Raw genomic sequence first — 26,383 nt, forward strand, 5'->3', positions numbered from 1 at the left:
TTATTTCCAACTGTCCGGCGTCAGATATTTGGTATAGAGCTGATGGGCCGCCACCGGATCGTCGCGCCGGAACGCCGCCCAGCTTTTGGTCGCCCAATATTGTCCGGAGATCGTCATCTTTCGGAAATTGACGAACTTCTGCAAGGCGACCACCTGATTGATCGCCTCGGCGGCCCTTTCGAATTGCTTGTATTTCAAATAGACCAACGATAGTCCGTACCAAGCCATCGCCGAGGTCGGCATTTGCACCAAGGTTTTGTTCCACAATTCCTCGGCCAATCCGTACTGGCCGGCATTGAACGCCTGCACGCCGTATTCGAGAAACACCGCCGACAGCCAGTATCGATAGGCCGGCATCTCGACCAAGCGCTGGGTCAGCGGCTCGCCGGCCAATTGTTCGGCGCGCGCGTAATTACCGGTCCTGACTGCTTTGGCCAGTTCGAACAGCGGCCATTCCGGGCAAGCGACGCATTCTTTTGCTTGCGCCATTTCACCCAAATCGGCGAAATACGGCAAGGCGTAATCCACACCCGGATTCCAGAACGCCGCTCGCCGCCAATTGTCCGCCGCTTCGTGCCAATTGCCCGCGGCGTAACGGGTTTTACCCTGATCGACGTAGTAATAAGCCAGCCATTTAGGTATTAACAAACCGGCCAATACCACGACGAACATCGGCCAAAGCCTCGGCGATCGTTCAGCTTCAGCGGATACCGGAATCAGCCAACGGGCCGGCAATATGGTCAGAATCAACCCAAGAATCGCAAAGATCCAGCCCTTGCCGACCGAATTCAAAAACTCGTTCGAATAGCCGAGCACATTTTGCAAAACATGAGTCTGATATTCCGGCAACGCCGCCTTGACGCCCCATTCGTCCTCGAACACCGTGGCGCTGAGCGTATCCGGCGGCATTTGAGTCATTATGATCCGACTCTCCCGCCAGTCGAAGTGTTGCCAGTTCAAGCCGGCCTCCATGTCGTCCACCACCCTATCCACCTGCCGATAAATCACCCGGGTATCCAGCCCGTATTCCGGATACCAGTGATTCATCACATACGGAAACGCCAGTGTTAACAGCAACAACAACCAGCCGGCGCCGATCACCCGCCGCCGAAAAACGACAGTCCCGCGCAGCGCGGCGACCGCCAAGCCCGCATAGCAGAGCAGTCCGGCGCGCACGGCGAATTCCCAGCCGATAGCCGCGTGCTCGCTCAGTTGCAGGCTCGCGCTGCCGAAGCTGGACGCCGCCGAAGACGGGATCGAATACCAGCCGGCCTGGACGCCTAACAGCACGGCGAACCAACCGACCGCGAACAAATAATAATTCCGGGGAATTTGGGTCAGCCGCGCCAACATGCTAAGTGGCCTCTCGCGGATTACCGGCCTTCCGACGCTCGAACATCATCAGTCCGCCGAACAGGCTCAGTAGTAAATTGATGCTGTAGACGCTGAGCGAAATCGACAACACGTCGGCGCTGGACACCCCGACCGAGCCGAACAACCCGATCATGACACCCTCGCGGATGCCCAATCCGCCGATCGACAGCGGTACCATCGTCACGATGGTAATCGCCGGCAAAAACAAAATGAAATATATCGGATCGACGTCGATATGCAAGGCCTTGGCGGCCAAGGCGTAGTAGATGGCGAACATCAATTGCAGCACGGTCGATACCGCCGTCGCCCCCAACAAGGTGCGCCGATGATTGCGGAACGAATACAGCGCCATATACAACTGGGCGATCTTTTCGCCCAAGGCCTTGGGAAACAGCTTCTTAGACAACCACAGGTTCAAGCGGGCCATCGGCGGACACCAGATCACCAGCATCAACAGCAGCAAAAACAGCGCCGATCCGGCCACCGCCAAAAGCGCGGTCTGCGATTGCAGCTTGACCAGATTGAACGGCGAAACCGCAACCGCCAACACCGTCAACCCGACCAAACCGGTCAGGCGTTCCAGAAACACCGAAACGATGGCGAGGTTTGGATTGTTAATAGTCTGATGCAGGCGATAGCCCTTAACGATGTCGCCGCCCAGACCGCCGGGGATGAAATTGTTCAAGAACATGCCGACCATGTAGAATTTGAACAATCGATAGACCGAGACGCTGGCACCTTCGGCGACCAGAAACAATTGCCAGCGATAGGCCGAAATCCATTGGCAGACCGCGTAATACACCCAACCGAACACCACGAACTCGGGGCCCAAGCTGGCGATGCGTCCGACAAACTGATCGATGTCGGCCACGCTAAACAAATAAGCCAGCAATCCGGCGCTGATCGACAACTTAACGATAAAACCCAAGGTTTTTTTCAATCTCATGTTCCGCTTCCGTCGGCGTGCGAGAAGAATCCTCCACGCGCAGATAATAGCCCAAAAACCGCGCTAAGCGCCGGCCTTCAGCATTTCCCAGGCCAGCGTCGCCATGTTCGCGGAACCACCGCCCTCGCCCAACGCCTGCTTGACCGAGCGCAAGTCGGCGATTTGATTTTCCCGATACGCACGGTCCGCCAACAAACGTTCTACTTCGGCCGCTAGATTGTCCGGCGTCAAGTCATCTTGAATCAGTTCCTTGACGATGGCTCGTCCGGCGATGATGTTCGGCAGGCCAATGAACGGAATTCTGACCAAGCGCTTGCCCAGCCAATAACTGAACGCGGCCAAGCGGTAAACAATCACCATCGGCACCGTTAGCAACGCGATTTCCAAGGATGCGGTGCCCGACGTGGTCATCACCGCGTCGCAGCATTGAATCGCATCATAAGTTTGATGTTTTACCACATGGACCGTGACACCGGCGTGACTTAGCGCGGATTGGATTTGCTCGTCATCCACGCTATCGGCCTGCGGCAACAGAAATTGCGGTTTAGGTGCGCGACGGGCCAGTATGGCGGCCGCCTCCAGCATCACCGGCAGCATGCGCTTAATTTCATTGCTTCGACTGCCAGGCAGGATACCGATCACCGGCCGCAGAGGGTCCAGATCGAACCGGCTGAAATCTTCGTCGCGGCCGTATAGCGGTTTTACTTTATCGACCGACGGATGGCCGACATAGCGGACTGGGACGCCTTCGGCCTGGTAATAACGGGTTTCGAACGGAAAAATTACCGCCATCATGTCGATGGCTTTGCCGTAGGTAAGCACCCTACCCGGCCGCCAGGCCCACACTTGCGGACTGACGTAAAACAACACCTTAACGCCCAGCCGCTTGGCGAATTGGGCCAGCTTCAGGTTGAATTCCTTGTAATCGACACACACCAGCAAATCCGGCTTTTCGGCGACAACCAAGGCCTGCATGATCTTGAGCGCCCGGCGGATTTCCCGATAGTGTTTGAGGACTTCGACCAGACCGATCACGCCGATACCGGATGAGTCGTAGCGGATGTCGATGCCGGCCTCGCGCATCGCGCTGCCCCCCATGCCCAGGCCGCGAACTCCCGAATCTGTGGCGCGCATTGCCTGATACATGTGGGCGGCGTGCCGGTCGCCGGAGGATTCGCCGGCGCTGAACAGCACCGTGTACGCTGGTCGCTTAGTCATTTGTGAGTGGCTGGTGGGCTGCGTTGTGCTTAGCCCACCCTACATCTTGGATATTAAGCTTGGAAGACGCCGCGAATCGCATCGGCGATTTCAACGACGGTGTCGTCGGCCAAATTGGAGCAAATCGGCAGCGAGAAGCATTCGGCGGCCACGGCCTCGGTCACCGGCAACGACAGCCCGGCGCAATCGTCCTTGAACACGTTTTGCTTATGCAAGGGCACCGGATAGTAAATCGCACTGGAGATTTGCCGGTCGTGCAAAGCCTTCATCACCTCGTCGCGACGCTCGCACAACAACGTATATTGATGATAGACATGCACGCCGACGCCGTCCTCGAATGGCGTCGTCAACGGCAGATCGGCCAGCAATTTGGAATACAAATGCGCGGCGTGCCGACGAGCGGCGTTGTACTGATCGATACGCTTGAGCTTGGCGCGCAACACGACCGCTTGCAATTCATCCAGACGGCTGTTGTAGCCGACCACGTCGTGGTAATAACGGACTTCGGAGCCGTGGTTGCGGAATTGCTTGATCTTGGCGGCGGCTTCGTCTGATGACGTCGTCACCAGCCCGCCGTCGCCGAAGCAGCCCAGGTTTTTGCTGGGAAAGAAGCTGAAACCGGCCGCGTCGCCGTAACTGCCGGTCTGACGATTGGCGACGGTCGCGCCGAAGGACTGGGCGCAGTCCTCGATCAACTTCAGACCGTGTTTATCGCAAATGGCCCGGATCGCCGGCAGATCGGCCGGTTGACCGAACAAATGCACCGGCATCACCGCCTTGGTTTTCTCGGTGATGGCACGCTTGATATTATCCGGCGTGATGTTGAAGGTGCCGGGATCGATATCGACAAATACCGGCGTCGCACCGACATATTTGATGGCCTCGGCGGTGGCGATGAAGGTGAACGCGCTGGTAATCACTTCGTCGCCCGGCCCGATGCCGTGCGCCAACAAGGCCAGATGCAGCGCATCGGTGCCGGAAGCGCAGCCGATGGCATGCTTGACGCCCAAATAGTCGGCGGCTTCTTTTTCGAACGCTTGCACGTTGGGGCCGAGGATGAACGAGCAACTGTCGATCGTCGCGGCGATGCCGGCTTCGATTTCGTCTTTGATGTCGGCGAACTGCGCCTTCAGATTGACCATCGGAATCATCGCAAGCCCTCTAGCGTTGAATTAAGAATTGACTGATTTCGATCGCCGTGGCCAGGGCCTTGCGGCCGGCTTCGCCCGGTACCAACGGGTTGTCGCCGGATTGCACGCAGGCGACGAAATGTTTGATTTCCTCCAGCAAGGCATCGCCGCTTTCGAACACCGACTCTTCGGTGACGATTTCCGGAATGCCGGGAAACATTTCCTTGTCGCCGGTCTTATGCTTAATCAATACCCTATTTTGAAAATCCACCGAGATATAGGAACTGGGCCGGAACATCCGCATCTTGCGTTCCATTTTCATGCTGATCCGGCTGGCGGTCACGTTGGCGACGCAACCGTTCTTGAAGGTGATGCGGGCATTGGCGATGTCGGTACCCTGGGTCAATACCGAGGTACCGCTAGCATCGATTTTCTCGATTTCGGAATCGACCAGGGCCAGGATGATGTCGATATCGTGGATCATCAAGTCCAACACGACGCTGACGTCGTTGGCGCGCGGATTGAACGGCGACAAGCGGTGAGATTCGATGAACAGCGGCTTCTCTTCGAGTTTTTCCAGACCTCGCACCGCCGGATTGAAGCGCTCCAAATGTCCGACTTGCAAGATCACATGCTTGTCGCGGGCAATCGCGATCAGTTCGTCGGCTTCCTCGACCGTGACCGTAATCGGCTTCTCGACCAGGACATGCGTGCCGGCATTCAAAAAATCCTTGGAAACCTGATGGTGCAGACTGGTCGGAACGACTATGCTGACCGCATCGACTTTACCCAGCAACGCCCGATAATCGGTGATGGCCTCGACCCCATGTTTTTCCGCCACCAACTGTGCCGCTTCGGGATTGATGTCGACGACCGCCACTAACTCGCAGTCTTTCAACGACGCGTATTTTTCCGCATGAAATTTCCCTAAATATCCCGCACCGATCACGGCACACTTCAGTTTACTCATAGACAACCACACGTTAATTGCAACTTCCCGGCCACGATTCCGGCGGCAGGCATAAAGCCGTGTATTGTACCATTAGAATTAGGCTTGAATCAGCCAAGCTGTCGGCCGCGGGACCCGAGCGGAATCGCGGCGATACACGCCCAGCGATGCAAGGTGAAACCACTTGATCTAAGCCCGCGCCAGTCGTGCCGCAACCCGCCGCAAATCCTCCTCGGTATCGACACCGGCTTCCGGGATCCGGTCGACGATCTGGACCAAGACTTTCTCGCCGTGCCAGAGAATGCGCAACTGCTCCAGCGCCTCGACACTTTCCAGCGGCGATGGGCTCCAACCGCAATAGCGCTTTAAAAATCCGACCGTGTAGGCGTAAAGGCCGATGTGACGCAAATAAGGCATGTTTAATCCGGCGGTGTCGCGGCAATCCGGGAAACTGGCGCGATGCCAGGGTATCGGCGCCCTGCTGAAATACAGCGCGTAACTGTGTTGATCGAGCACCACTTTGACTGCGTTCGGATTGAAGATCTCGTCCGCATCTTCGATTTTCGCGGCCAGCGTGGCGATACCGGCTTGTTTTTGTCTGGCCAAGGCTTCGGCCGCGTCGCGGATACAGGCCGGCGGTATCAAGGGCTCGTCGCCCTGCAGATTCACGACGATGTCGCCGTCCCGCCAGCCGAGCTTTTCCGCCACTTCGGCGATGCGTTCGGTGCCGGATTGATGATTAGGATCGGTCATCACGGTTTGTATTCCCAGCGCGGACACCGTATCGAATATTCGGCTATCGTCGGTGGCGACGACGACTTGCTCGGCATCGGCTTCCAGCGCCCGCTCACAAACATGGGCGATCATCGGTTTGCCGGCGATGTCCAGCAACGGTTTACCAGGCAAACGGGTGGACGCGTAACGCGCCGGAATCACCACTTTGAACGCGGTCATTTGCGCAAGGCTTCCGCTTCTTCGAAACTCAGTTCGCGAGCATCGTCTTCCAACATCACCGGAATGCCGTCGCGGATCGGGAAGGCCAGTTTGTCGGCCTTGCAGATCAATTCCTGGTTGTCCTTGTCGTAGATCAGCGAACTTTTGCAGATCGGGCAGGCCAAGATCTCGAGCAATTTTTTATCCATGGGCTTTATCTTTCAGTAGTGTGAGCAATTGTTGAGAGAACGCCTCCGGCAATTCGGCGGCGATCGGCAGATACCAGAAATTCGGCCGAGCAAGGTAGCGGCATTTAACCGCATCTTTCTCGGTCATGATTAGCGGTGTGCCATCGTCGCCACCCAGATCGGCGGCGGAATAGATATGGTGATCGGGAAACGCCGTGCCGGAACACCGCAAACCGGCCTCCGCCAGCTGCTGGAAAAAACGCTGAGGGTTACCGATCCCGGCAATCGCCCGGCAATCCAGGCCGGCAAACTCAGCCAGCGGCCGGCGCTCGCCGGACTGCAAATTGATCAACGTATCGCCCCGGCATTGCATGGCAATTTCGCGTTCCAACAGCTCGTTACCGCCGTTGACGACGACCAAATCCACCTGCTTAACACGTTCCGGCGGCTCGCGCAACGGCCCGACCGGCAGGCAATAGCCGTTGCCGAAACGCCGCTGACCGTCGATCACGACGATTTCGATGTCGCGGGCCAACGCATAATGTTGCAGGCCGTCATCGGACACCAGCACGTCGCAGGCTTGTTTGGACAGCAACTCGCGGCCGGCGGCCGGCCGGTCGGCGCCAACCACCACCGGACAGGCGCAACGCGCCGCCAACAGCACGGCTTCGTCGCCAACCTGGGCCGGATCGCTGGCGGGGGTGACCCAGCGCGGCTTCTGGTCTTTCGCTCCGCCGTAGCCACGGCTAATCACGCCGGGCCGATAGCCTTGGCTTTTCAGCCATTCGACAACGTACACCACCAATGGCGTTTTGCCGGTACCGCCGACGGTGACGTTGCCGACCACGATAACCGGCACCGGTAACTTTATCGTCTTCCAAATGCCGACCCGGTAAAGCCAGCGCCGCAGCCGTATCGCATCGACATAAAACATCGACCAAGGCATCAGCCAGGCGGACAAATACATTTCCTTGTACCAGGCGTCCTCAAACCAACGGATCAGGCGGGCTTTCATCGCGGCTCCGGCTTATTCACGGCAAAGGTAATATGGTGAAAGCCCAATTGATTGGCGACATCCAGCGCGCCGACGACGGCCTGGTGCGGCGCCTTGCCGTCGGCGCTGATGATGAACGGTAACAAACGGGTTTCGCCGGCCAGTTTCGCAAGTTCGGTCCGCAAACCTTCCGGAGTTTGGTTGACCAGTTCGTGAAACTGGTTATCGTCGCCGGCCAGCGCGTAAACGCCCTTGGCGTCCACGTACAGATTGATTTCCTTACCGCGCGGCTGAGTGTCGTTGCCCTGGGCTTCGGGCAGATTGATCTTCAGTTCGGAATGATGCCGAAACGTCGTCGCCACCATGAAGAAAAACAGCAACACCAGCAACACGTCGATCATCGGAATCAAACCGATGTCGACCGGCGCCCGGCGCTTGCGGCGAAAGTCCATCAGGTTTCCTCCCGCGCGCCCTGCATGATGTCGATCAAACGCAACGACTCCTCTTCCATCCGCACCACGTGGTCGTCGACCAAACGCTCGAAATAGCGATGAAAGAACAGACTGGGAATCGCCACCGTCAAGCCGGAAGCGGTACAGATCAAGGCTTCGGAGATGCCGCCGCTCAGCACCGCCGGGTCGCCCATACCGCCGACCGCGATGTCGGAAAACACCCGAATGATGCCGTCCACGGTACCGAGCAGGCCCAACAGCGGCGTAATCGATGCGATACTACCCAGCGCGTTCAAATAGCGCTCCAGTTCGTGAGCGACCTGGCGGCCGACTTCCTCGATGCTGGACTTCATGATTTCCCGGCCATGCTTACGATTGACCAAGCCGGCCGCCAGTATCCGCCCGAGCGGCGAGCTGAGTTTGATCCGGCGGATCGCCGCCTCGTCCAACTTGTGCTCGCGGTGCAACTGCCAAATGTAAGGCACCAGATCGACCGGCAAAATCCGTTTGCGTCGTAGCGACCAGAAGCGCTCGCCGATAATCGCCATCGCGACGATGGAACATAAAATGATGGGCGCCATCATCCAGCCGCCGTTTCTGATTACCTCGAACACTCTTTCGTTTCCTCGTAGTGACTTCGGACAAATTTTAACCGATTCGCGGCCGGCTTTCCCGAGCAACGCCCAGATAAGCCGCCAGCAAGGCCAGACAGCAGATCAGCGCGGCGATGATGTAAACCAGACGCCCGCCCAGCAACGTCCAGAAGTAACCGCTGTACAAACTACCCAACATGCCGCCGACTCCGAAACTGACGCTGCTGTACAAGGCCTGCCCCTTGGCCTGATGGGTTTCGCCGAAATATTGAAATAGCAACTGCATCGCCACGACATGGGCCACGCCGAAGGTCGCGGCATGCAACAGTTGCGCGACAACGGTCAGCGCCAGCGAGTCGACCGCGTCGGCAATCAGCATCCAGCGCGCCACGCTCAGTACGATGGACGCCAGCAACAGGCCGCGTGGTCCTATCCATTTCAGCAAGGGCCGCATCGCGACGAAGATTAACACTTCGGCGGCGACGCCGGACGCCCACAGCAGACCGGTCGCGCTGGCCGAATAACCGTGTTGCTGCAAATACACGGAATAGAATACGTAATACGGCCCGTGCGCGGCCTGCAGCAACAGATAGACCAACAAAAACGCCAGAACCTCCGGCCGGCGCAGCACCCGCCACAAACCGGCATCGCCGCCGCGACTCGCGTGACGCGGCGCCGCTTCCGGCGTGATCAGCGCGGTCAACCAATTCAGAATCATCAAGCCGGCAATGATGAGCGGCAAATAAGCGATGCTGAAAGCGTCGACAAAGCGGCCTATGCCCAACACTGCCGTGATGAACCCGATCGACCCCCACAGCCGAATCCGGCTGTAACGTTGCGGCTCGGCTTTCAAATGAAACAAGGTCGCGGCTTCGAACTGCGGCAGTGTCGCGTTCCAAAAAAAACTGAACAATATCGTGACCGCCGCATACCAACGAAAGTCGCTACGATAGGCAAACGCCGCGAAACTGACTACCGCCAGCAGCGAGGTCAGCCGAATCAGGCCCAGATTGCGGCCGGTTTTGTCGGCCAACCAGCCCCAGCAATTGGGCGCGACGATCTTGGTCGCGACCATCAGCGCGGTCAGCTCGCCGATCTGATCGGCGGCAAACCCGACCTGCCGCAAATACAGACTCCAGAACGGCAGGAACGAACCCAGCGTCGCGAAATAAAAGAAGTAAAAGCTCGATAAACGCCAGTAAGGAACGGGCATTTAACGTAGGATCGGCAATCCGCAATCGACGTGCAGGTTTTGAGCGCGGTGGCGCAACAGATGATCCATCAGCACCAGCGCCACCATCGCCTCGGCGATCGGCGTGGCTCGAATACCGACGCAAGGGTCGTGACGGCCTTCGGTAACCACCTCTATCGGCTCTCCCTTGCTATTGATGCTACGGCCGGGCAAGCGCAGACTGGACGTCGGTTTCAACGCAATCCGCGCGACGATGTCCTGCCCGGTGGAAATGCCGCCCAAGATGCCGCCGGCGTGGTTGCTCAAGAAACCGTCCGGGGTGATTTCGTCGCGAAATTGCGTGCCCTTGGTAGCGATGCACTCGAAGCCGTCGCCGATTTCCACGCCTTTCACGGCATTGATACTCATCAGAGCATAAGCCAGTTCGGCATCCAGGCGGTCGAAAATCGGCTCGCCCAAGCCCGGCGGCACGTTGCTGCCGACGACCTCGATCTTGGCGCCGATAGATTCGCCTTCCTTGCGCAAGGCATCCATGTAACGCTCCATCTCGGCAACCTTACCGGCGTCGGGACAGAAAAACGGATTGTTGGGGATTTCCTGCCAATCGAAGGCTTCGATCTTGATCGGCCCCAATTGCGACAAATAACCGCGCACCTGCACGCCGTGCTGCTGCAGCAAATATTTCTTGGCGATCGCCCCGGCCGCGACCCGCATCGCGGTTTCCCGCGCCGACGAACGGCCGCCGCCGCGATAATCGCGAAAACCGTATTTATGGTGGTAGGTGTAATCGGCGTGGCCGGGTCGGAAACTGTCGGCGATTTTGCCGTAGTCCTTGGAGCGCTGGTCGGTGTTCTCGATCAACAAGCCGATCGGACAGCCGGTGGTTTTGCCTTCGAACACGCCGGACAGAATCCTGACCTCGTCGGCTTCGCGGCGCTGGGTGGTGTGGCGCGACGTGCCGGGCTTGCGGCGATCCAGATCGAATTGCAAATCGGCTTCGCAAAGTTCCAATCCCGGCGGGCAGCCGTCGACGATCGCGCCGAGCGCCGGGCCGTGGCTTTCGCCGAAGGTGGTGACGGTAAACAGTTTGCCTATGGTATTTCCGGACATGATCTATAAAGCGCTAGCAAAAAGAGTGTGGTGGGCCGCGACCTGTTGGGCGGTCAACAGAAACACGCCGTCGCCACCGCGTTCGAATTCCAGCCAATGGAAGGCCACGTTGGGAAACATCGCCTGCAAGGTCTCGGCGCTGCTGCCGACCTCGACCACCAAGATGCCCTGCTCCGCCAAATACCGGTTGGCGTCGGCCAGGATACGGACCACCAGATCCAACCCGGTCTCGCCGCCCTTGAAACCCATGGCGGGCTCGGCGTGAAACTCGGCCGGCAACGCTTGCCATTCCGCCAACGCCACGTAAGGCGGATTGCTGACGATGATGTCGTAAGGCTTGACCGGCAGTTGTTTAAACAGATCGGATTGGAAAAGCTCGACTTGTTCGGTTAACTCGTGTTTCTCGACGTTGATTTGAGCGACCGCCAACGCATCTTCCGACAAATCCAGCGCATCGATACGCGCTTCCGGAAAGGCGTAGCCGCATGTGATCGCGATGCAGCCGCTACCGGTGCACAGGTCCAGCACATTGAACACCTCGGATTCGTCGACCCAGGGTTCGAAGCGCTCGGCGATCAATTCGGCGATCGGCGAGCGCGGCACCAACACCCGCTCATCGACGTAAAACGACAAGCCGGCGAAAATCGCTTCATGGGTCAGGTAGGCCGAAGGCTTGCGCTCGACGATGCGGCGCTCGATCAGATTCAAGACTTCCTGGCGCTCGGACATCGTCAACACGCTGTTCAGATAGGCCTCGGCCAAATCGTAGGGCTGATGCAAGGTATGCAATACGATGGCCGCCGCTTCGTCCAGCGGGGCCGCGGTACCGTGCCCCAGAAAGATTCCGTGCTCGGCGAAACGGCTGGCACCCCAGCGAATATAGTCTCTGATGGTGGTCAGGCTTGTGATAACATCCGGCGATGTTGGATTCATAGACGATTGGTGATTAAACATAAGCGGCGGATTTTAAACCAATCCCCCGTGCTTGTCCGAATTAAGCGACACAATGACCGAGGCCATATCTCCCCCGCTAAACAGCAAACTGGCGAAAAACCGCTTGTACCAGGATTGCTTCAAATACATGCAATCCGACTCCCTGGCTTTACCGACCATTCCCGACGTCTCGGTGAAAATCCGTCGGGCGATCAACGAACCCAGCGCCAACAGCAATAAAATCGCTCGCGTCGTACAGATCGATCCAAGCATCACCGCGCGCTTGATCAAGATCTCCAACAGTCCGCTATACAGGGGCCGCCGCCGAATCGAAAGCTGCCCGGAAGCGTTGACCCGGCTAGGCCTAAAAGCCGCCCAGGACATCATCACCGCGTTCGCGCTGAAGGCGGTGTTCAATGCCAAATCGCCGGTGATACGCCGCAAGATGCAGGAACTCTGGTCGCATAGCAGCTATGTCGCGGCGATCAGTGCGGTACTGGCGCACAAGACGCCGGGCTTCGACCCGGACCGCGCCATGTTGGCGGGCCTGATTCACGACATCGGCGTCGTACCGATATTGGCTTACGCCGACCGCCAACCCGACATTCTGACCAACCCCGACGACTTGGCCGAAGCGGTGCGGGAACTGCGCGCGCCGATCGGCGTGCAGATCGTTCGCAAATGGGACTTTCCCAGCGATTTCGAGGATGTCATCATTCAGGCCGAAAACTGGTACCGCGACGGCGGCGCCCAGGCCAGCTACTGCGATATCGTGATGATCTCGCAATTGCATAGTTTCATCGGCAAGGTCGACATCAAGAAAATGCCCAAAATGGACGACTTGCCGGCCTATAAAAAAATCGCCGCCGGCAATCTGGACGCCGATCTGAGCATCAACGTGCTGGATCAGGCCAAGGATGAAATCGAACACATACGCCAGATGCTCAGTTAATCCACCCTACCGACACTCAAGGAGTCCGCCGATGAAAACCCCGATTCTGTCTTTCAGCTTTTGCGCCCTGCTGTTCGCGGGTCCCGCCACGGCCGGCACCTTGTCCGGCGGCGCTTGGCAGCCCGCCGGCTGCGGCGTCAAACCCGACGCGCCGGTCATCGACGACAGCGACGTGGATACTTTCAATAAAAGTATCGCCGCAATCAACACTTGGCAGCAAAAATCCCGCGATTATTTCGAATGCCTGATCAAGGAAGCCAATACCGACAATGCCATCATCGCCGAATCGGCCAACCAGGCTCAGGCCAAGTATCGGGAAGCCGTCGAAAAAATCGGCGCGGAAGCCGACGCCTCCAAAAAGAAACTGGATAAATAATTTTCGAAGCGCCGATCGGCAAAACACCACTTATAAACTCGCCCCATGAACCGACTCGATTGCATCCCCCTACTACTAACGATGGCGCTGGTAACGACCGGCTGCTCCAGCATCGGCAAAGGCATCACCGAAGCGATATTGGAAAAGCAGGATCAGGAAGATACCCGGGTCTGCGAAATCAAGGGCGACAAATTCAACGGCATTAAACCGCAACTCGAAGTCCCCAAGCGGACGATGAAGGTTTTGATGGTGCATGGCGTCGGCAATCATTTGCCCGGTTATTCGACGCAGTTCATGGAAAAGCTGACCAAGGAATTGGACCTGACCGTCACCAGCAAAAACGTCAAAAATATCCAATTGGCGGATACGGCGGTACCGGAAAAGCCGTTGGGCAATTTGCGTATCAACCGCTATCTGGACGCCAGCCAAACTCAAGAATTACTATTTTACGAGCTGACCTGGTCAGAAATCACCGCCAAGGAAAAAGAAGTGTTGTCCTACGACAACTCCGGCGAACAGTCGTTTCGGCGCGCGGAAGTCAACGATCTGCTGAAAAAATTCTCCAACGACACCGGCCCCGACCCGATCATTTATCTGGGCGAGAAACGCGAAGACATCCTGTCGGCCTTCGCTCAGTCGTTTTGCTGGATGATACAGGGCGACTGGAACAGTTTGCCGGATGAAGTGCGCCAAGTTTGCACCACCAAGAACGTCACGCCGTTTTACAACGATAGCTATGCCTTCGTCTCGCACAGCCTGGGCAGCCGAATTACGATAGACGGCCTGCAGAAAATCGCCGCCAAGCTGGGCAACGGCGAAACCGCCAGCTATTACACGGCACTAACCAATATTCTTAAAAATAAGGAAATTCCGATCTACATGATGTCCAACCAATTGCCGATGCTGCAATTGGGGCGCTCGTTGCCCGAAGTCGCCAATCAATCGGCCGCTTATTGCCGAGCCGACGGTGCCAAATACGCCGAGCGCATCATGGCCAAAACCTCGATCATTGCCTTCAGCGACCCCAACGACTTACTCAGCTACGCGATCCCGCACGACTTCGCCAACAAATATTTGGATTCGCGCCTGTGCGTCAACGTCACCAACATCAATATCAACGTGGCCCGGGTCTACGACGCCTTCGGGCTCGGCAAACTGGCCAACCCGATGGATGCCCACGTCGGCTACGATACCGATGACCGAGTCATCGCACTGATCGCCAAGGGCATCGCCAATCCGCATACCGCCGAAACCGTCAAGCAACGCTGCCGCTGGACTCAGACTATCGACTAACATCCGGCGGCTTTTCGGAAGTTGTGGAACTTGCGACGTTGCCGCGTAAAACGGCTCCACCGCCATTACAGCCGCCTTCAATCCAAACCGCGCCACGTTAATCGGCCATATTCGCGCGCATGTTTCGGAGACCTGTTGACGGACTTCCGAGATTTTTCGGCTACAGTTAGATGCCGGTTATCGTTGTCGCGGGAACGCCGCGTGCTTTCTCGAAGACAACGATAGGTTTTCACCTCAACTTGTTAAATCCGATGACACTGCGGGCAAAACCCTATTCGGCGGCAATGTTTGCCGCTTTCGTTTTCGTCTGCGGACTGCTGCCGCGTTTGAGCTACGTATACTCGATGGAAATCGACTACCCGTTTCGAGCCGACGCCGGCAAATATCTGCAACTGGCAATCAATTTGGTCGAAAATCACGGTTATTCGCTGGCCGAATCGGCCCCGTTTACGCCATCCACGTTGATCAGTCCCGGCTATCCGGCCTTTCTAGCGGCAATATTGGACGCTACCGGTGACATCCAGCACTTTTACAATGCCGTTTTACTGAGTCAGGCGCTTCTATCCAGCCTGACCGTCGTGGGCGCGTTCTACTTGGCGTTACGGATCGGTGGCTTGCAAGCCGCAGTCCCTGCCGGTTTGTTGGTCGCGCTGTCGCCACAATTGATTATCGGAGCGGGCTATATCCTGACAGAAACCTTGTCGAGCTTCTTGATCACATTCTGCTTGGCCCTGCTGCTTGCCGGGTTTTCGAGAGGTCGCCCGACCCTATTCGTGGCATGCGGCGTGGTATTGGCTTTAGCGGCTTACGTCCGCCCGGCTGTATTGCTGCTTCCCGGCACGCTGCTGCCGCTGGCTTGGTGGACCCGAAACCATTTAAAAAATTGCCTGATCATGGCTGTGACCGCCGCAGTGATTTGGTCACCCTGGCAAATTTGGCAATCCAAGCACCGCCAAGCCGGAGAAGTCAGTTTGGCTGCGGCGGCCCTGACCTTGGGCGGTTACCCCGACTTAATTTTTAAAAGCCCGGAGTTTAAAGCGTATCCCTACCGAGAAGACCCCCAATATGCGGACATGAGCCAAAGCTTGGGTGAGGCCTATCGGGTCATTCGCGAGCGCGCCGCAGCGGAACCCTGGAAATTTTTAAATTGGTATGTGTTCGGTAAGCCGATGATGTACTGGCAAGCCGAAGAAGTGGCCGGCCCTGGCGGCCCGTACGTTTATAACATCAATTCGTCGGTATTTACCCGGCAAGCCATTCCGGCGGCCAGCTTGAACGGCATGATGGCGCTGCATCCGTTCATCATCGCGCTGACGGCCGCCGCTTGCCTTTGGACTCTGATCGACCTTTGCCGCCGCCGCTCGAGTCCCGCGACCCAGCCGGCGTGGTTGCTTTGCGCGGCGCTGGTCGTCTATTTCACCGCCGTTCATACCGTGTTGGCGCCGCTACCGCGTTACGCCTTCCCGATCTATCCGATCGCATACGCGCTGGCCGCCGGTCTGGTCGCGCGCATGCCCGCTTGGCTGAGGAGGCGCGCCGATGAAACCACTTAGTCTGTTGTTGTGCCTGACTGTAACGCTGGCGTTGGCGGCCGGTCAGTTACTGTTTAAAAAGGCCGCAACCTCAATTTCAACCGCTACTCTCAGCGCCGGACTGCTGGATGCCCTGCGCAATCCCTATTTGCTCGGCGGCCTGCTGTTATACGCACTGACCACCGGCTTGTGGGTGTACGTCCTAAATTCGGTTCCGCTAGGCAAGGCTTATCCGTTCACCGCGGCGGCCTACTTAATCGTGCCGCTGGCAGCGCACTATCTGTTTGGCGAAGTCTGGAATTTACAAATGTTATTCGGCTCGCTACTGATCGTCGCCGGCATCGTCGCGATAGGAAGCGCCTGATGCGGATTGCGGTAGTGATTCCCTGTTACAAGACCGGCGCCGAAGTGCTGCGAGTATTAACCCGGATCGGTCCGCAAGTGTCGGCGATCTATTTGGTGGACGACGCCTGCCCCGAACGAACCGCCGACTGGGTCGAACAACACCTCAGCGATCCGCGCCTGAGAATTCTGCGTCACGCTAAAAACCAAGGCGTCGGCGGAGCGGTAATCTCCGGCATCCGCGCCGCCTTGGCCGACCACACCGACATCATCGTCAAAATCGACGGGGACGGCCAGATGGATCCCGCCCTGATCGACAAATTCGTCGAACCGATTCGCTTGGGACGAGCCGACTATTGCAAGGGCAACCGCTTTTACCGGCTGGATTATCTGCACGGCATGCCGACTTTGCGTCTATTGGGTAACACCCTATTGTCGTTCATCGCCAAAATGTCGACCGGTTATTGGAACATCATGGACCCCACCAACGGCTACGTCGCGATACACGCCAAAATCGCCGAGGAATTGCCGCTCGACAAACTGTCTCGGCGCTTTTTCTTCGAATCCGATCTGTTATTCCGTTTGAACGTGATGCGGGCGGTGGTCGAGGATGTTCCGATGCGCGCGGTTTACGCCAACGAGGTGAGCAACCTGTCAATCGGCCGCATCGTCTTCGAATTTTCCGGGCTGTATTTAAACCGTTTTTTCAAGCGATTGTTTTACAGTTATTTTCTACGCGGTTTTAATGCCGCTTCAATCATGTTTATCAGCGGCTCGATCTTATTCGGCGGCGGCGCCTTATTCGGCGCCTGGCATTGGTACCACAACAGCATGGCCGGGGTATTATCCAGCGCAGGTACCGTGATGTTGGCGGTGCTGCCTATCGTGTTAGGCTTTCAATTATTACTTGGCGCGATTCAGATCGACATTCAAAGCGAACCCCGCCTGCCGATACACGGCAAACTTTGAAAGCGCGCCCAACCCGCACGTCGCGCGCGGCATCGTTGCCTAGGCCTTCGCCCCGCTAATCGGCCTGACCGGATTCAGCCCGTATAGCATGCAGACTGTCAGTCAGGTGGTCGATCAAGATTGGCGCAGCCCGAAGGCGAGCGCTGGACGCCGCTAGTCAACGCGCGCAAGGACGAGCACGTGTGTACTACTGGAAGACCCTGGGCTTTTCGCGCGCCCGCGTCAACTCGGTTGACCGAATCCTTCGAAACCGCCTTGCGCTTGTCGGAGGGCTTGGCTATTGCGACTTCGAAGGAAAGTGGCGAGCAACTCTGCTGTTGTTCTCCGAGCGCTACGCCTGACCCAATTGAGATAGCCAGAACGTACGCCAACATTTAGATCCGCAACAGGCGTAACACAATCCCGACAAGAGTCTGGATGGAGTGGCGGAGATAGACATATCCTATGTGTTTCCAGTTAATCTGCGCATTTGCATGTCATTCATCGCGGGTAAACAGCAAGTATTCCGCCCAGTTTGACTCAATAAAACCATAAGGCTGCAGAGCTCGCCGAATCGCCTCCGTACAACCGGGACGGAATCTATCGTGTACTTCTATGGCGAGCATTCCAACCCGGTCTATCCAATCGTCAACACCATCCTTGAAAACTTCATACTCACTCCCCTCAATGTCTATCTTCAGTAAATCGATTCTAGCGTATGAATATTCTTCCAATATATCTTTCACACCCAACGCGCTTATCGACCGACCATCCGACACAGATTGCTCAGATACCTGAAAAGCCCAGGATTCGGCCCCAGGATTTGTGACAAAAATATCGGTTTTTTTAGACCAAAGCCCCTTCAAAACTGCCTTGACATTAGGATAGTCCGCAGTATTTCTCCGTAATAGTTCGAAATTTTGCCGGTCAATCTCCAACGCCAATATTTCCGCCTGAGGAAACCGATGTGCAAACACGACGCTAGCCAATCCAATGTTGGCACCAGCATCGACGATCACTCGAGGTTCACCAGAAATGGGGAAATCAGCTTGAAGTTCCTTAAAAATCTGCATAAACACTTCCGGATCGGAAGTACCGGCCCGAAGAGTTATCGGTTTAGAAATACCTGGCACTTTAACAACAACTTCACTGTTCGCAGGTAAAGACCAAAGTGCTTTACGCATGACCATCGCAATTTTCAGGCCGTGCCATATACCGAACCGCTCTCGCCAAGGCCGAGCCCAGTTGTAAAAATCCATGATCTTGCCGGACATTAATCCCCCAAAGGTCGGATTTAAGCTTTGAAATACATCGTCAACGACCGAATCATAGCACTGCTATTCCATTGATAACCAATGTAGGTTTCGGAGTTCAACAAACAGTCTATTCTGAGTCCGCTAATAAGCCGCCCCGAAATCCGGATGACCAAACAAAAGACGTTCAAATGCGGGAAAACTTAGGATTTGCCATTATCCGGACCAAGGATAAATTACGCAGCCTTCTTTACCCAGACTCAGGCCAACCTTTATAGTATCGAGCTGTGTAAATTTTCACTATGCTCAGCAATGGACACCATAAGCATACGCGGCGCCCGCACCCACAATCTAAAGAACATCGACATCGACCTACCGCGCGACAAGTTGATCGTCATTACCGGCCTGTCCGGTTCCGGCAAGTCGTCGCTGGCTTTCGATACCATTTACGCCGAGGGCCAACGCCGTTACGTCGAGTCGCTGTCGGCCTACGCCCGCCAGTTCTTGTCGATGATGGAGAAGCCGGACGTCGACCATATCGAAGGCTTGTCGCCGGCGATTTCCATCGAGCAAAAATCCACCTCGCACAACCCGCGCTCGACCGTCGGAACGATCACCGAGATTTACGATTATCTGCGTCTGCTGTACGCCAGGGTCGGCATTCCGCGCTGCCCGGAGCACGGCGTATCGCTGGAAGCGCAGACTGTCAGCCAAATGGTCGATCAAGTATTGGCGCAGCCCGAAGGCGAGCGCTGGATGCTGCTGGCGCCGGTGGTCAACGCGCGTAAGGGCGAGCATGTGCTGTTGCTGGAAGACTTGAAGGCCCAGGGCTTTTTACGCGCCCGCATCGACGGCGAAGTCTACGAACTGGACGAGCCTCCTACCCTAGATTTAAAGAAAAAACACACCATCGAAGTCATCGTCGACCGTTTCAAGATCCGCGACGACATTCAGTTACGCCTAGCCGAATCGTTCGAAACCGCGTTACGCTTGTCGGAAGGCCTGGCAATTGCCGCGTCGATGGAAAGCGATCAACAATTGCTGTTCTCCGAACGTTACGCCTGCCCGCACTGCGGCTACAGCCTCAGCGAACTGGAACCCCGGATTTTCTCGTTCAACAACCCGAAAGGCGCCTGCCCCAGTTGCGACGGCCTGGGCGTGCGCCAGCATTTCGATCCGCAATTGGTGGTGCACAATCCCGAGATCAGCCTGGCCGGCGGCGCGGTGCGCGGCTGGGACCGACGCAACGCCTATTACTACCAAATCGTCTGCGCGCTGGCCGCGCATTACGGTTTCGATCCGGAAGCGCCGTTCTCGCATATCCCCAAAACCGTCCAAGCGGCGATTCTGTATGGTAGCGGCGACGAGGCCATCGCCTTTCAATTCCAAATGGGCAACGGCAAGGCCAAAACCAGCCGGCACAGCTTCGAAGGCATTATCCCCAACATGGAGCGCCGCTACCGCGAGAGCGACTCGCAAATGGTGCGCGACGAGCTGGCCAAGTATCTGGCGCAGCAGACCTGCACGGCCTGCGACGGCGCGCGCCTGAATTTAGCGGCGCGCAACGTGTTCGTCGAAAACCAACCCCTACACCACATCACCCGCTTGCCGATTCGAGAGACATTGGCTTTCTTCCAGACGCTGACGATTCCCGGCCACCGCGGCGAAATCGCCGCCAAAATCAACAAGGAAATCCAGGAACGGCTGGAGTTTTTAGTCAACGTCGGCTTGGATTATCTGACCCTGGATCGAAGCGCCGACACCCTGTCCGGCGGCGAAGCCCAGCGCATCAGGCTGGCCAGCCAGATCGGCGCCGGCTTGGTCGGCGTGATGTACGTGCTCGACGAACCATCAATTGGTTTGCATCAGCGTGACAACGAACGCTTGCTGAATACGCTATTCAGATTGCGCGACTTGGGCAACACCGTGATCGTCGTCGAACACGACGAAGACGCCATTCGCGCCGCCGACCACGTGGTCGATATCGGCCCCGGCGCCGGCGTGCACGGCGGTCAAATCGTCGCGCAAGGCACGCCCGCGCAAATTCTGGCCGATGCCAATTCGCTGACCGGCCAGTATCTGTCCGGCAGCCTCGGTATCGATATTCCGAAAAAAACCGCGCCCAATGATACTGCCCGGCAATTGACCATCAAGGGTGCGACCGGCAACAATCTTAAAAATGTCACAGTCGGTTTCCCGATCGGCCTGTTGACCTGCGTGACCGGTGTGTCCGGCTCCGGTAAATCGACCTTGATCAACGACACCCTATATAGCCACGCCGCGCGTCTGATCAACGGCGCCAGTTGTATTCCGGCGCCGTGCGCGGCCATCGAAGGCTTGGAGCAATTCGACAAGGTGGTGGACATCGATCAAAGCCCGATCGGCCGTACCCCCCGCTCGAATCCGGCCACCTACACCGGCATCTTCACGCCGATCCGCGAGCTGTTCTCGGCGGTGCCGGAGGCTCGTTCGCGTGGTTACAATCCAGGCCGTTTCAGTTTCAATGTCAAGGGCGGCCGCTGCGAGGCCTGCGCCGGCGACGGCGTAATCAAGGTGGAAATGCACTTTCTGCCAGACATCTTCGTACCCTGCGACATCTGCCACGGCAAACGCTATAACCGTGAAACCCTGGAGATCCGCTACAAGGGTAAGACTATCCACGAAGTACTGGAAATGACCGTCGAAGACGCGGCGGCGTTTTTCTCGGCAATTCCCAGCCTGGCCCGCAAGCTGCACACCCTGATCGATGTCGGCTTGAGCTACATCACCCTTGGCCAGAACGCCGTGACCCTGTCCGGTGGCGAAGCGCAACGGGTCAAGCTGGCGAAAGAACTATCCAAACGCGACACCGGCACCACGCTATATATTCTCGACGAACCCACCACCGGCCTGCACTTCCACGACATCAAGCAGTTGCTCAGCGTGCTGCATACCCTACGCGACCACGGCAACACCTTGATCGTCATCGAACACAACCTGGATGTGATCAAAACCGCCGACTGGATCGTCGACATGGGGCCGGAAGGCGGCAGCGGCGGCGGCACGCTGATGGCGGAAGGCACGCCCAAGCAAATTGCCAAACATAAAACTTCGCATACCGGAAAGTATTTGCGACGGTTTTTTGCTTAGACACGCCGTTCTCCCCTGATTCCCCGCGCAGGGCGGGAACCGGCAAACACCGCTCCGCGCGGCGCCAGAAGAAGCGCAACGCGGCCGCGGCCTTTATCAGTCTTGACGCCATACATTGCCCTCCCGCAGGTTGGCCGCACCCAATAGTTACTCTTCGAGCGCGACTTCCTTGAGCATATTCCTATTAATCAAAAAATACACCAACGGAATTACCACCAGCGAGAACAACGTGGATGCGATGATGCCGAAGATGAAGCTCCAGGCCAAGCCGGAAAAGATCGGGTCGAGCACGATCATCACCGAGCCCAGCACGGCCGACGCGGCGGTCAGAAAGATCGGGTTCAAACGGGTGGCGCCGGCTTCGATAATGGCGTCGGCCAGACTGATGTCCGGGTTGCCCCGATAGATGTTCTCGATGAAGTCGATCAGAATGATGGAGTTGCGCACGACGATGCCGGCCAGCGCGATCATGCCTATCATCGCGGTGGCGGTGAAGTACACCGGATCGGCGTATTGGCCGACGTCCGACGCAAACAGGTTGATGAACCAAAATCCGGGCATGATGCCGATCACGGTCAACGGGATCGCGATCATCATGATTAGCGGCACGCCCAGCGAGCCGGTTTGGCCGACCAACAGGATGTAGATCATCACCATCGCCGCCGCGAAGGCCAAACCTAGGTCGCGAAACACGTCCACGGTGATTTTCCATTCGCCCTCGCCGGCCATTTCGGCGCGATAACCGGGCGGCAGCGGTTTTTCTTCCAACTTGTCGCCCAAATCCCACACTGCCTCGACCGGACTGCGGCCGGCCATTTCCCCGAGCACGTAGGACACCCGCTCCAGGTTTTTATGGTAGATGGTCTGATCGCCGTGATCGTGCTCGAAGCGGCCGATTTCGCCCAGCCGCACCAGCTTGCCCTGCCCGGTTTTAACCGACAGCGCCAGCAAATCGGCCTCCGACGAACGGGCCGAACGCGGCAAGCGCAGCTCGATCAACAGCGGCTGGCGCTCGCTGGCAATATGCAAGGTGCCGGCCACCCCACCGTCCACGGCCAATTTCAGACTGTTGGCGACTTGTTCGGTAGTGATGCCAAGCCACGCGGCCTTGTCCTGATCGAGCATGAAATGCAAGCGGTTTTGCGGCGCTTCGACGTAATCGTCGACATCGACCACGCCTTCGGTTTGTTCCAATTCAGCCCGCACCCGATTGGAAACCTTGATGATGTCCTGATAGCTCGCTTCCGGTGGACCGTAGAGCTCCGCGACCACACTAGACAATACCGGAGGCCCCGGCGGCATTTCGACGATCTTGATGTTGGCGCCGTATTGGCGTTCGATTTTGTCGATCTCGGGCCTCATTCTTAATGCAATCGCATGCGACTGTTGTTCGCGGCGAGTCTTATCGACGAATACCACGCGGATGTCGCCGACGTAAGCGCCTTGGCGCAAATAGTAATGCCGCACCAAACCGTTGAAATCCATCGGCGAGGCCAAACCGACATAGCTTTGATAATTGGCGACCTCGTTGACGGTGGCCAGATAGCGCCCGACCGCCGCCGCGACTTCGTCGGTGGCTTCCAGCGACGAGCCGCGCGGCATGTCGATGACCAATTGCAGCTCGTTTTTATTGTCGAACGGCAAGAGTTTCAAAGGCACGACGCGGAACACCGCCATCAACGCCGACAACACGAAGGCAATGAATACGATCAGCAAAAACCCCTTGGCCTTGGCTTGATTGCCCAACAGCGGCCGCATGATGGCTTGATACAGCTTGAAGCCGCGCGTGTCGTGTAGTTTGAACTCGGGACCATGATCCTTGCCGTAATCGCCTTTCAGTAGTTTGTAGCTGGCCCAAGGTGTAACGGTAAAGGCGATCAGCAACGACATCAGCATCGCGATCGGCACGTTGAAAGCCATCGGTGCCATGTACGGCCCCATCATGCCGGTGATGAAAAACATCGGCACGAAGGACATGATCACCGCAAAGGTCGCCAATATCGTCGGCGGACGAATCTCGTTGACTGCGGTCAGCAAGGCTTGTAGCGGCGGTTCCTTGCGCATCTTGTAATGGCGATGGATGTTCTCGACATCGACGATCGGGTCGTCGACCAACAAGCCCAAGGACAAGATCAACGCGAACAGCGTAACCCGATTGATGGTGTAGCCGAAGATCAGATCCAGCAGCAGCGTTACAGCGAACGTCATCGGCACCGCCAACGACACGATTAGCGATTCCTTAAAACCCAAGGACAAGGCCAGCAACACGATGATGGTCAAAATCGCGATGCTCAAGTGCATCACCAGTTCGTTGACCTTATGGTTGGCGGTTTCGCCGTAGTTGCGGGTGACGTTGATTTGCACATCATCCGGTATCAGCGTGCCGTGTAATTGTTCGGTCAACGCCAGTACTTGTTCGGCGACGGCTACCGCGTTGGCACCCTTGCGCTTGGCGATCGCGATGGTCGCCATTTGCCTTTCCTCGCCCGCCAGGGATGATGGAAATGCGGCAGCGGGTCCGCCGCCGATTTGCACCTGTTGCCCGGAAGCATATCCAACCGTTTCCGCTTCATGCGCCGCCGGACCAAAACCAATTCGGGTGTAGTAGTCGGTATCTTGCGGACCGTCGAGGATTTCGGCGACGTCACGCAGATAAACCAAACGGCCGCCGACGTTTTTCAACACCGTGGCGCCGACGGCTTCGAGGTTTTGATACTGCGGCCCCGCTTCCAGCAAGATGTCTTTTCCGGCTTGATTGAAATGACCGATTTGCAGATTGGCATTGCCTTGCGACAAGGCCTGCCGCAGCTCCGCCAAATCCAGACCGGCGGCTTGCAGCTTGGCGGGGTCGGGGTATACCGAAATCATCCTGGGCGCCGCGCCGACCACCCAACTTTTGCCGATGTCGTCGATCGCGCGCAGGCGTTCGATCAATTCCTCGGCGATCCGGCGAACCGCCATGCTGTCTTCGCCGGCCCTGGGGCTGGACAAGCTGAGCAGCACGATAGGCACGTCGTCGATTTCGACCGGCTTAACCACCCAATCGGTGACGCCCGGCGGGATGATGTCCAGATTGGCCTGCAACTTATCGTGGGTCTTGATCAAGCTATCGACGATGCTTTGCCCCACTTCATAGCGCACCGTGACCAGCGCCTGACCGGGACTGGACGCGGAGTAAACATATTCCACGCCTTGAATTTGCTTTAGAAACACTTCCAGCGGAGTCGTCACGCGCTTCTCGACTTCCTCGGCCGTCGCGCCGGGATATTTGACGAACACATCCATCACCGGCACGACGATTTGCGGATCTTCCTCGCGCGGCGTCAGTATCAGCGCCGCCGCGCCGGCCAGTAGCGAGATCAGCAGGAACAGCAGCGACAGATGCGACGTGGTGAACAGCCGGACAATCGCCACCGTCAGCGTGTCTTTTTTGGCCTCATTGCTCGAACTCATAAGGCCAGCTCGCTATCCGCCAGGATGGTTTCGCCGTCGCGCAGGCCGGTCAGCACTTCGAGCCGTTCGCCGTAACGCTTGCCGGTGCGGATGTGCCGAACATGCCACCCACCGTTTTCGACCACGCGCACCGCCTGCAATTGGCCGATATTCAGTACCGCGCCGGCCGGGATTAATAGGGCCGATTCGACCGAATCGCAAGGCAACGCCAAGGTGGCGAATTGACCGTGCTGCAAGCCGGGCGTGACCGGCAAATCGATTTTGACCAGACGGGTGCGGGTTTGCGGATCGACTTCCGGCGCCAATTCCGCCCCCCGGCCGGTCAGCTCAACGCCGTCGATACGCACCGCCGCGGCATCGCCCAAACCGATGCGGCCGCTACACGCGCTGGCGACCGGCACTTCCAGTCTGAGCGCATCGGGCTGATGAAAACTGACCACCGGCTGCCCCGGCGCACCCATATCGCCGGGGTCTTGGTAACGTTCGCCCACCACGCCGTCGAACGGCGCGTACAACACGTTTTCGGCCATCATCACCTGACTTTGCCGAGCCGAACTGGCGGCCTGCTCGGCCAAGGCCCTGGCCGCCTTCGCCCGAGCCAGCGCGGCGTCGTAGCTTTGTCGTGTCGCGGCTTGTTTTTCGAACAGTTCGCTAGCGCGTTTTTCGTCGGCCGCCGCTTGCACGGCCTGAGCCTGAGCCGCGGCCTGCGCCGAAGTCGCGGCGCTATAAGCGGCACGCAGGTCGCGGTCGTCCAGTTTGGCAATCACCTCGCCTTTTTTCAGCCTGTCGCCAACCTTAACCGGAATCTCCACTATCCGAGCGGAAAATTTCGGACTGATTTTGACGGCCTGGCGCGAACGCACCACGCCCTGCCATTCCAACAGCCGATCGGCACCGGCCAACGAGACCCGGTAAGTTCGAGCGCCGGACGGCACCGAATTAACGGCGGCCGGAGTAGTACCGACTTCGGTTTTTTCTGGGCCGCCGATGATGCCCAATGCGACGAAAATAACCAACAACAGCGCCGAAACGGCGGCCAGCGGAATTGCCCAAGCAGGCAACGCGGAATGAGTATTCGAAGAGGTCATGTTCC

23 protein-coding genes are annotated in these 26,383 nt (G+C 57.5%); 7 read left to right on the forward strand and 16 right to left on the reverse strand.

Annotated elements, in window-relative coordinates; genetic code table 11:
- The 13 genes from ACQE3E_RS15780 to prmB all read right to left on the reverse strand — a co-directional run bounded on the left by ACQE3E_RS15780 (nt 1) and on the right by prmB (nt 12,012).
- Nucleotides 1–1,353, reverse strand: coding sequence for a tetratricopeptide repeat protein (locus ACQE3E_RS15780; RefSeq protein WP_427500817.1), 1,353 nt, complete (start codon nt 1,351–1,353; stop codon nt 1–3).
- A gap of 1 nt (nt 1,354) precedes the next feature.
- The gene (locus ACQE3E_RS15785) at nt 1,355–2,320 is read right to left on the reverse strand and encodes a lysylphosphatidylglycerol synthase transmembrane domain-containing protein (RefSeq protein ID WP_064028577.1); all 966 of its coding nucleotides are present in this window, start codon (nt 2,318–2,320) and stop codon (nt 1,355–1,357) included.
- Nucleotides 2,321–2,383: 63 nt separating this feature from the next.
- A complete protein-coding gene (gene lpxB / locus ACQE3E_RS15790) occupies nt 2,384–3,538 on the reverse strand; it encodes a lipid-A-disaccharide synthase (protein WP_064028579.1) in 1,155 nt (384 codons plus the stop codon).
- Nucleotides 3,539–3,591: 53 nt separating this feature from the next.
- Nucleotides 3,592–4,689, reverse strand: coding sequence for a DegT/DnrJ/EryC1/StrS family aminotransferase (locus ACQE3E_RS15795; protein WP_064028581.1), 1,098 nt, complete (start codon nt 4,687–4,689; stop codon nt 3,592–3,594).
- A gap of 10 nt (nt 4,690–4,699) precedes the next feature.
- Nucleotides 4,700–5,638: a Gfo/Idh/MocA family protein gene (locus ACQE3E_RS15800; protein ID WP_064028583.1), complete on the reverse strand. Its 939-nt coding sequence runs from the start codon at nt 5,636–5,638 to the stop codon at nt 4,700–4,702.
- 168 nt (nt 5,639–5,806) lie between these two features.
- Entirely contained in the window at nt 5,807–6,571 is a 765-nt protein-coding gene (kdsB, locus tag ACQE3E_RS15805; protein ID WP_427500818.1) for a 3-deoxy-manno-octulosonate cytidylyltransferase, read from the reverse strand.
- A complete protein-coding gene (locus ACQE3E_RS15810; RefSeq protein WP_064028587.1) occupies nt 6,568–6,759 on the reverse strand; it encodes a Trm112 family protein in 192 nt (63 codons plus the stop codon). Before ACQE3E_RS15810 ends, kdsB begins: the two co-directional genes overlap by 4 nt.
- Nucleotides 6,752–7,753 (reverse strand): tetraacyldisaccharide 4'-kinase, encoded by a 1,002-nt coding sequence (gene lpxK / locus ACQE3E_RS15815; RefSeq protein ID WP_427500819.1) that lies wholly within the window; start codon nt 7,751–7,753, stop codon nt 6,752–6,754. Before lpxK ends, ACQE3E_RS15810 begins: the two co-directional genes overlap by 8 nt.
- A complete protein-coding gene (locus ACQE3E_RS15820) occupies nt 7,750–8,184 on the reverse strand; it encodes an ExbD/TolR family protein (RefSeq protein WP_064028592.1) in 435 nt (144 codons plus the stop codon). Before ACQE3E_RS15820 ends, lpxK begins: the two co-directional genes overlap by 4 nt.
- Nucleotides 8,184–8,798: a MotA/TolQ/ExbB proton channel family protein gene (locus ACQE3E_RS15825; protein ID WP_313729785.1), complete on the reverse strand. Its 615-nt coding sequence runs from the start codon at nt 8,796–8,798 to the stop codon at nt 8,184–8,186. The genes ACQE3E_RS15820 and ACQE3E_RS15825 overlap by 1 nt, the downstream gene beginning before the upstream one ends.
- Nucleotides 8,799–8,832: 34 nt before the next feature.
- A complete protein-coding gene (locus tag ACQE3E_RS15830) occupies nt 8,833–9,990 on the reverse strand; it encodes an MFS transporter (protein WP_427500820.1) in 1,158 nt (385 codons plus the stop codon).
- Nucleotides 9,991–11,079 (reverse strand): chorismate synthase, encoded by a 1,089-nt coding sequence (gene aroC / locus ACQE3E_RS15835; protein ID WP_427500821.1) that lies wholly within the window; start codon nt 11,077–11,079, stop codon nt 9,991–9,993. It lies immediately after the preceding gene.
- Between the two features lie 3 nt (nt 11,080–11,082).
- Nucleotides 11,083–12,012 (reverse strand): 50S ribosomal protein L3 N(5)-glutamine methyltransferase, encoded by a 930-nt coding sequence (prmB, locus tag ACQE3E_RS15840; protein WP_427500822.1) that lies wholly within the window; start codon nt 12,010–12,012, stop codon nt 11,083–11,085.
- A gap of 73 nt (nt 12,013–12,085) precedes the next feature.
- Between prmB and ACQE3E_RS15845 the strand changes: the two genes are divergently transcribed.
- From ACQE3E_RS15845 to ACQE3E_RS15870, 6 genes are all read left to right on the forward strand, one after another.
- Nucleotides 12,086–12,964 (forward strand): HDOD domain-containing protein, encoded by an 879-nt coding sequence (locus ACQE3E_RS15845; RefSeq protein WP_064028602.1) that lies wholly within the window; start codon nt 12,086–12,088, stop codon nt 12,962–12,964.
- Between the two features lie 31 nt (nt 12,965–12,995).
- On the forward strand, nt 12,996–13,340 hold the full coding sequence (locus ACQE3E_RS15850) for a hypothetical protein (RefSeq protein ID WP_427500823.1): 345 nt from the start codon (nt 12,996–12,998) through the stop codon (nt 13,338–13,340).
- Nucleotides 13,341–13,385: 45 nt separating this feature from the next.
- Nucleotides 13,386–14,633 (forward strand): hypothetical protein, encoded by a 1,248-nt coding sequence (locus tag ACQE3E_RS15855; RefSeq protein ID WP_168033464.1) that lies wholly within the window; start codon nt 13,386–13,388, stop codon nt 14,631–14,633.
- A gap of 251 nt (nt 14,634–14,884) precedes the next feature.
- On the forward strand, nt 14,885–16,186 hold the full coding sequence (locus ACQE3E_RS15860) for a hypothetical protein (protein ID WP_427500824.1): 1,302 nt from the start codon (nt 14,885–14,887) through the stop codon (nt 16,184–16,186).
- Complete coding sequence (locus ACQE3E_RS15865; protein ID WP_313729780.1) at nt 16,173–16,529, forward strand: EamA family transporter; 357 nt, start codon at nt 16,173–16,175, stop codon at nt 16,527–16,529. Before ACQE3E_RS15860 ends, ACQE3E_RS15865 begins: the two co-directional genes overlap by 14 nt.
- On the forward strand, nt 16,529–17,476 hold the full coding sequence (locus ACQE3E_RS15870) for a glycosyltransferase family 2 protein (RefSeq protein ID WP_071155640.1): 948 nt from the start codon (nt 16,529–16,531) through the stop codon (nt 17,474–17,476). The genes ACQE3E_RS15865 and ACQE3E_RS15870 overlap by 1 nt, the downstream gene beginning before the upstream one ends.
- A 476-nt stretch (nt 17,477–17,952) precedes the next feature.
- Here ACQE3E_RS15870 and ACQE3E_RS15875 read toward each other — a convergent pair whose 3' ends face one another.
- Complete coding sequence (locus ACQE3E_RS15875; RefSeq protein WP_168033472.1) at nt 17,953–18,729, reverse strand: FkbM family methyltransferase; 777 nt, start codon at nt 18,727–18,729, stop codon at nt 17,953–17,955.
- Between the two features lie 291 nt (nt 18,730–19,020).
- Here ACQE3E_RS15875 and uvrA point away from each other — a divergent pair, with 291 nt between their 5' ends.
- Nucleotides 19,021–21,837 (forward strand): excinuclease ABC subunit UvrA, encoded by a 2,817-nt coding sequence (gene uvrA / locus ACQE3E_RS15880; RefSeq protein ID WP_427500825.1) that lies wholly within the window; start codon nt 19,021–19,023, stop codon nt 21,835–21,837.
- A gap of 147 nt (nt 21,838–21,984) precedes the next feature.
- Here uvrA and ACQE3E_RS15885 read toward each other — a convergent pair whose 3' ends face one another.
- Both ACQE3E_RS15885 and ACQE3E_RS15890 read right to left on the reverse strand, forming a co-directional pair.
- Entirely contained in the window at nt 21,985–25,290 is a 3,306-nt protein-coding gene (locus ACQE3E_RS15885) for an efflux RND transporter permease subunit (protein ID WP_427500826.1), read from the reverse strand.
- On the reverse strand, nt 25,287–26,378 hold the full coding sequence (locus tag ACQE3E_RS15890) for an efflux RND transporter periplasmic adaptor subunit (protein WP_313729776.1): 1,092 nt from the start codon (nt 26,376–26,378) through the stop codon (nt 25,287–25,289). Before ACQE3E_RS15890 ends, ACQE3E_RS15885 begins: the two co-directional genes overlap by 4 nt.
- Between the last annotated feature and the right edge of the window lie 5 nt (nt 26,379–26,383).

It is taken from the genome of Methylomonas sp. MED-D, assembly GCF_050276835.1.
Classification (GTDB): Bacteria; Pseudomonadota; Gammaproteobacteria; order Methylococcales; family Methylomonadaceae; genus Methylomonas; species Methylomonas koyamae_A.

What these genes read in the sequence shown, in the direction of transcription:
- ACQE3E_RS15780 (WP_427500817.1), bottom strand. Translation starts at nt 1,353, where the DNA reads ATGTTGGCGCGGCTGACCCAAATTCCCCGGAATTATTATTTGTTCGCG.
- ACQE3E_RS15785 (WP_064028577.1), bottom strand. Translation starts at nt 2,320, where the DNA reads ATGAGATTGAAAAAAACCTTGGGTTTTATCGTTAAGTTGTCGATCAGC.
- lpxB (WP_064028579.1), bottom strand. Translation starts at nt 3,538, where the DNA reads ATGACTAAGCGACCAGCGTACACGGTGCTGTTCAGCGCCGGCGAATCC.
- ACQE3E_RS15795 (WP_064028581.1), bottom strand. Translation starts at nt 4,689, where the DNA reads ATGATTCCGATGGTCAATCTGAAGGCGCAGTTCGCCGACATCAAAGAC.
- ACQE3E_RS15800 (WP_064028583.1), bottom strand. Translation starts at nt 5,638, where the DNA reads ATGAGTAAACTGAAGTGTGCCGTGATCGGTGCGGGATATTTAGGGAAA.
- kdsB (WP_427500818.1), bottom strand. Translation starts at nt 6,571, where the DNA reads ATGACCGCGTTCAAAGTGGTGATTCCGGCGCGTTACGCGTCCACCCGT.
- ACQE3E_RS15810 (WP_064028587.1), bottom strand. Translation starts at nt 6,759, where the DNA reads ATGGATAAAAAATTGCTCGAGATCTTGGCCTGCCCGATCTGCAAAAGT.
- lpxK (WP_427500819.1), bottom strand. Translation starts at nt 7,753, where the DNA reads ATGAAAGCCCGCCTGATCCGTTGGTTTGAGGACGCCTGGTACAAGGAA.
- ACQE3E_RS15820 (WP_064028592.1), bottom strand. Translation starts at nt 8,184, where the DNA reads ATGGACTTTCGCCGCAAGCGCCGGGCGCCGGTCGACATCGGTTTGATT.
- ACQE3E_RS15830 (WP_427500820.1), bottom strand. Translation starts at nt 9,990, where the DNA reads ATGCCCGTTCCTTACTGGCGTTTATCGAGCTTTTACTTCTTTTATTTC.
- aroC (WP_427500821.1), bottom strand. Translation starts at nt 11,079, where the DNA reads ATGTCCGGAAATACCATAGGCAAACTGTTTACCGTCACCACCTTCGGC.
- prmB (WP_427500822.1), bottom strand. Translation starts at nt 12,012, where the DNA reads ATGAATCCAACATCGCCGGATGTTATCACAAGCCTGACCACCATCAGA.
- ACQE3E_RS15845 (WP_064028602.1), top strand. Translation starts at nt 12,086, where the DNA reads ATGACCGAGGCCATATCTCCCCCGCTAAACAGCAAACTGGCGAAAAAC.
- ACQE3E_RS15850 (WP_427500823.1), top strand. Translation starts at nt 12,996, where the DNA reads ATGAAAACCCCGATTCTGTCTTTCAGCTTTTGCGCCCTGCTGTTCGCG.
- ACQE3E_RS15855 (WP_168033464.1), top strand. Translation starts at nt 13,386, where the DNA reads ATGAACCGACTCGATTGCATCCCCCTACTACTAACGATGGCGCTGGTA.
- ACQE3E_RS15860 (WP_427500824.1), top strand. Translation starts at nt 14,885, where the DNA reads ATGACACTGCGGGCAAAACCCTATTCGGCGGCAATGTTTGCCGCTTTC.
- ACQE3E_RS15865 (WP_313729780.1), top strand. Translation starts at nt 16,173, where the DNA reads ATGAAACCACTTAGTCTGTTGTTGTGCCTGACTGTAACGCTGGCGTTG.
- ACQE3E_RS15870 (WP_071155640.1), top strand. Translation starts at nt 16,529, where the DNA reads ATGCGGATTGCGGTAGTGATTCCCTGTTACAAGACCGGCGCCGAAGTG.
- ACQE3E_RS15875 (WP_168033472.1), bottom strand. Translation starts at nt 18,729, where the DNA reads ATGTCCGGCAAGATCATGGATTTTTACAACTGGGCTCGGCCTTGGCGA.
- uvrA (WP_427500825.1), top strand. Translation starts at nt 19,021, where the DNA reads ATGGACACCATAAGCATACGCGGCGCCCGCACCCACAATCTAAAGAAC.
- ACQE3E_RS15885 (WP_427500826.1), bottom strand. Translation starts at nt 25,290, where the DNA reads ATGAGTTCGAGCAATGAGGCCAAAAAAGACACGCTGACGGTGGCGATT.
- ACQE3E_RS15890 (WP_313729776.1), bottom strand. Translation starts at nt 26,378, where the DNA reads ATGACCTCTTCGAATACTCATTCCGCGTTGCCTGCTTGGGCAATTCCG.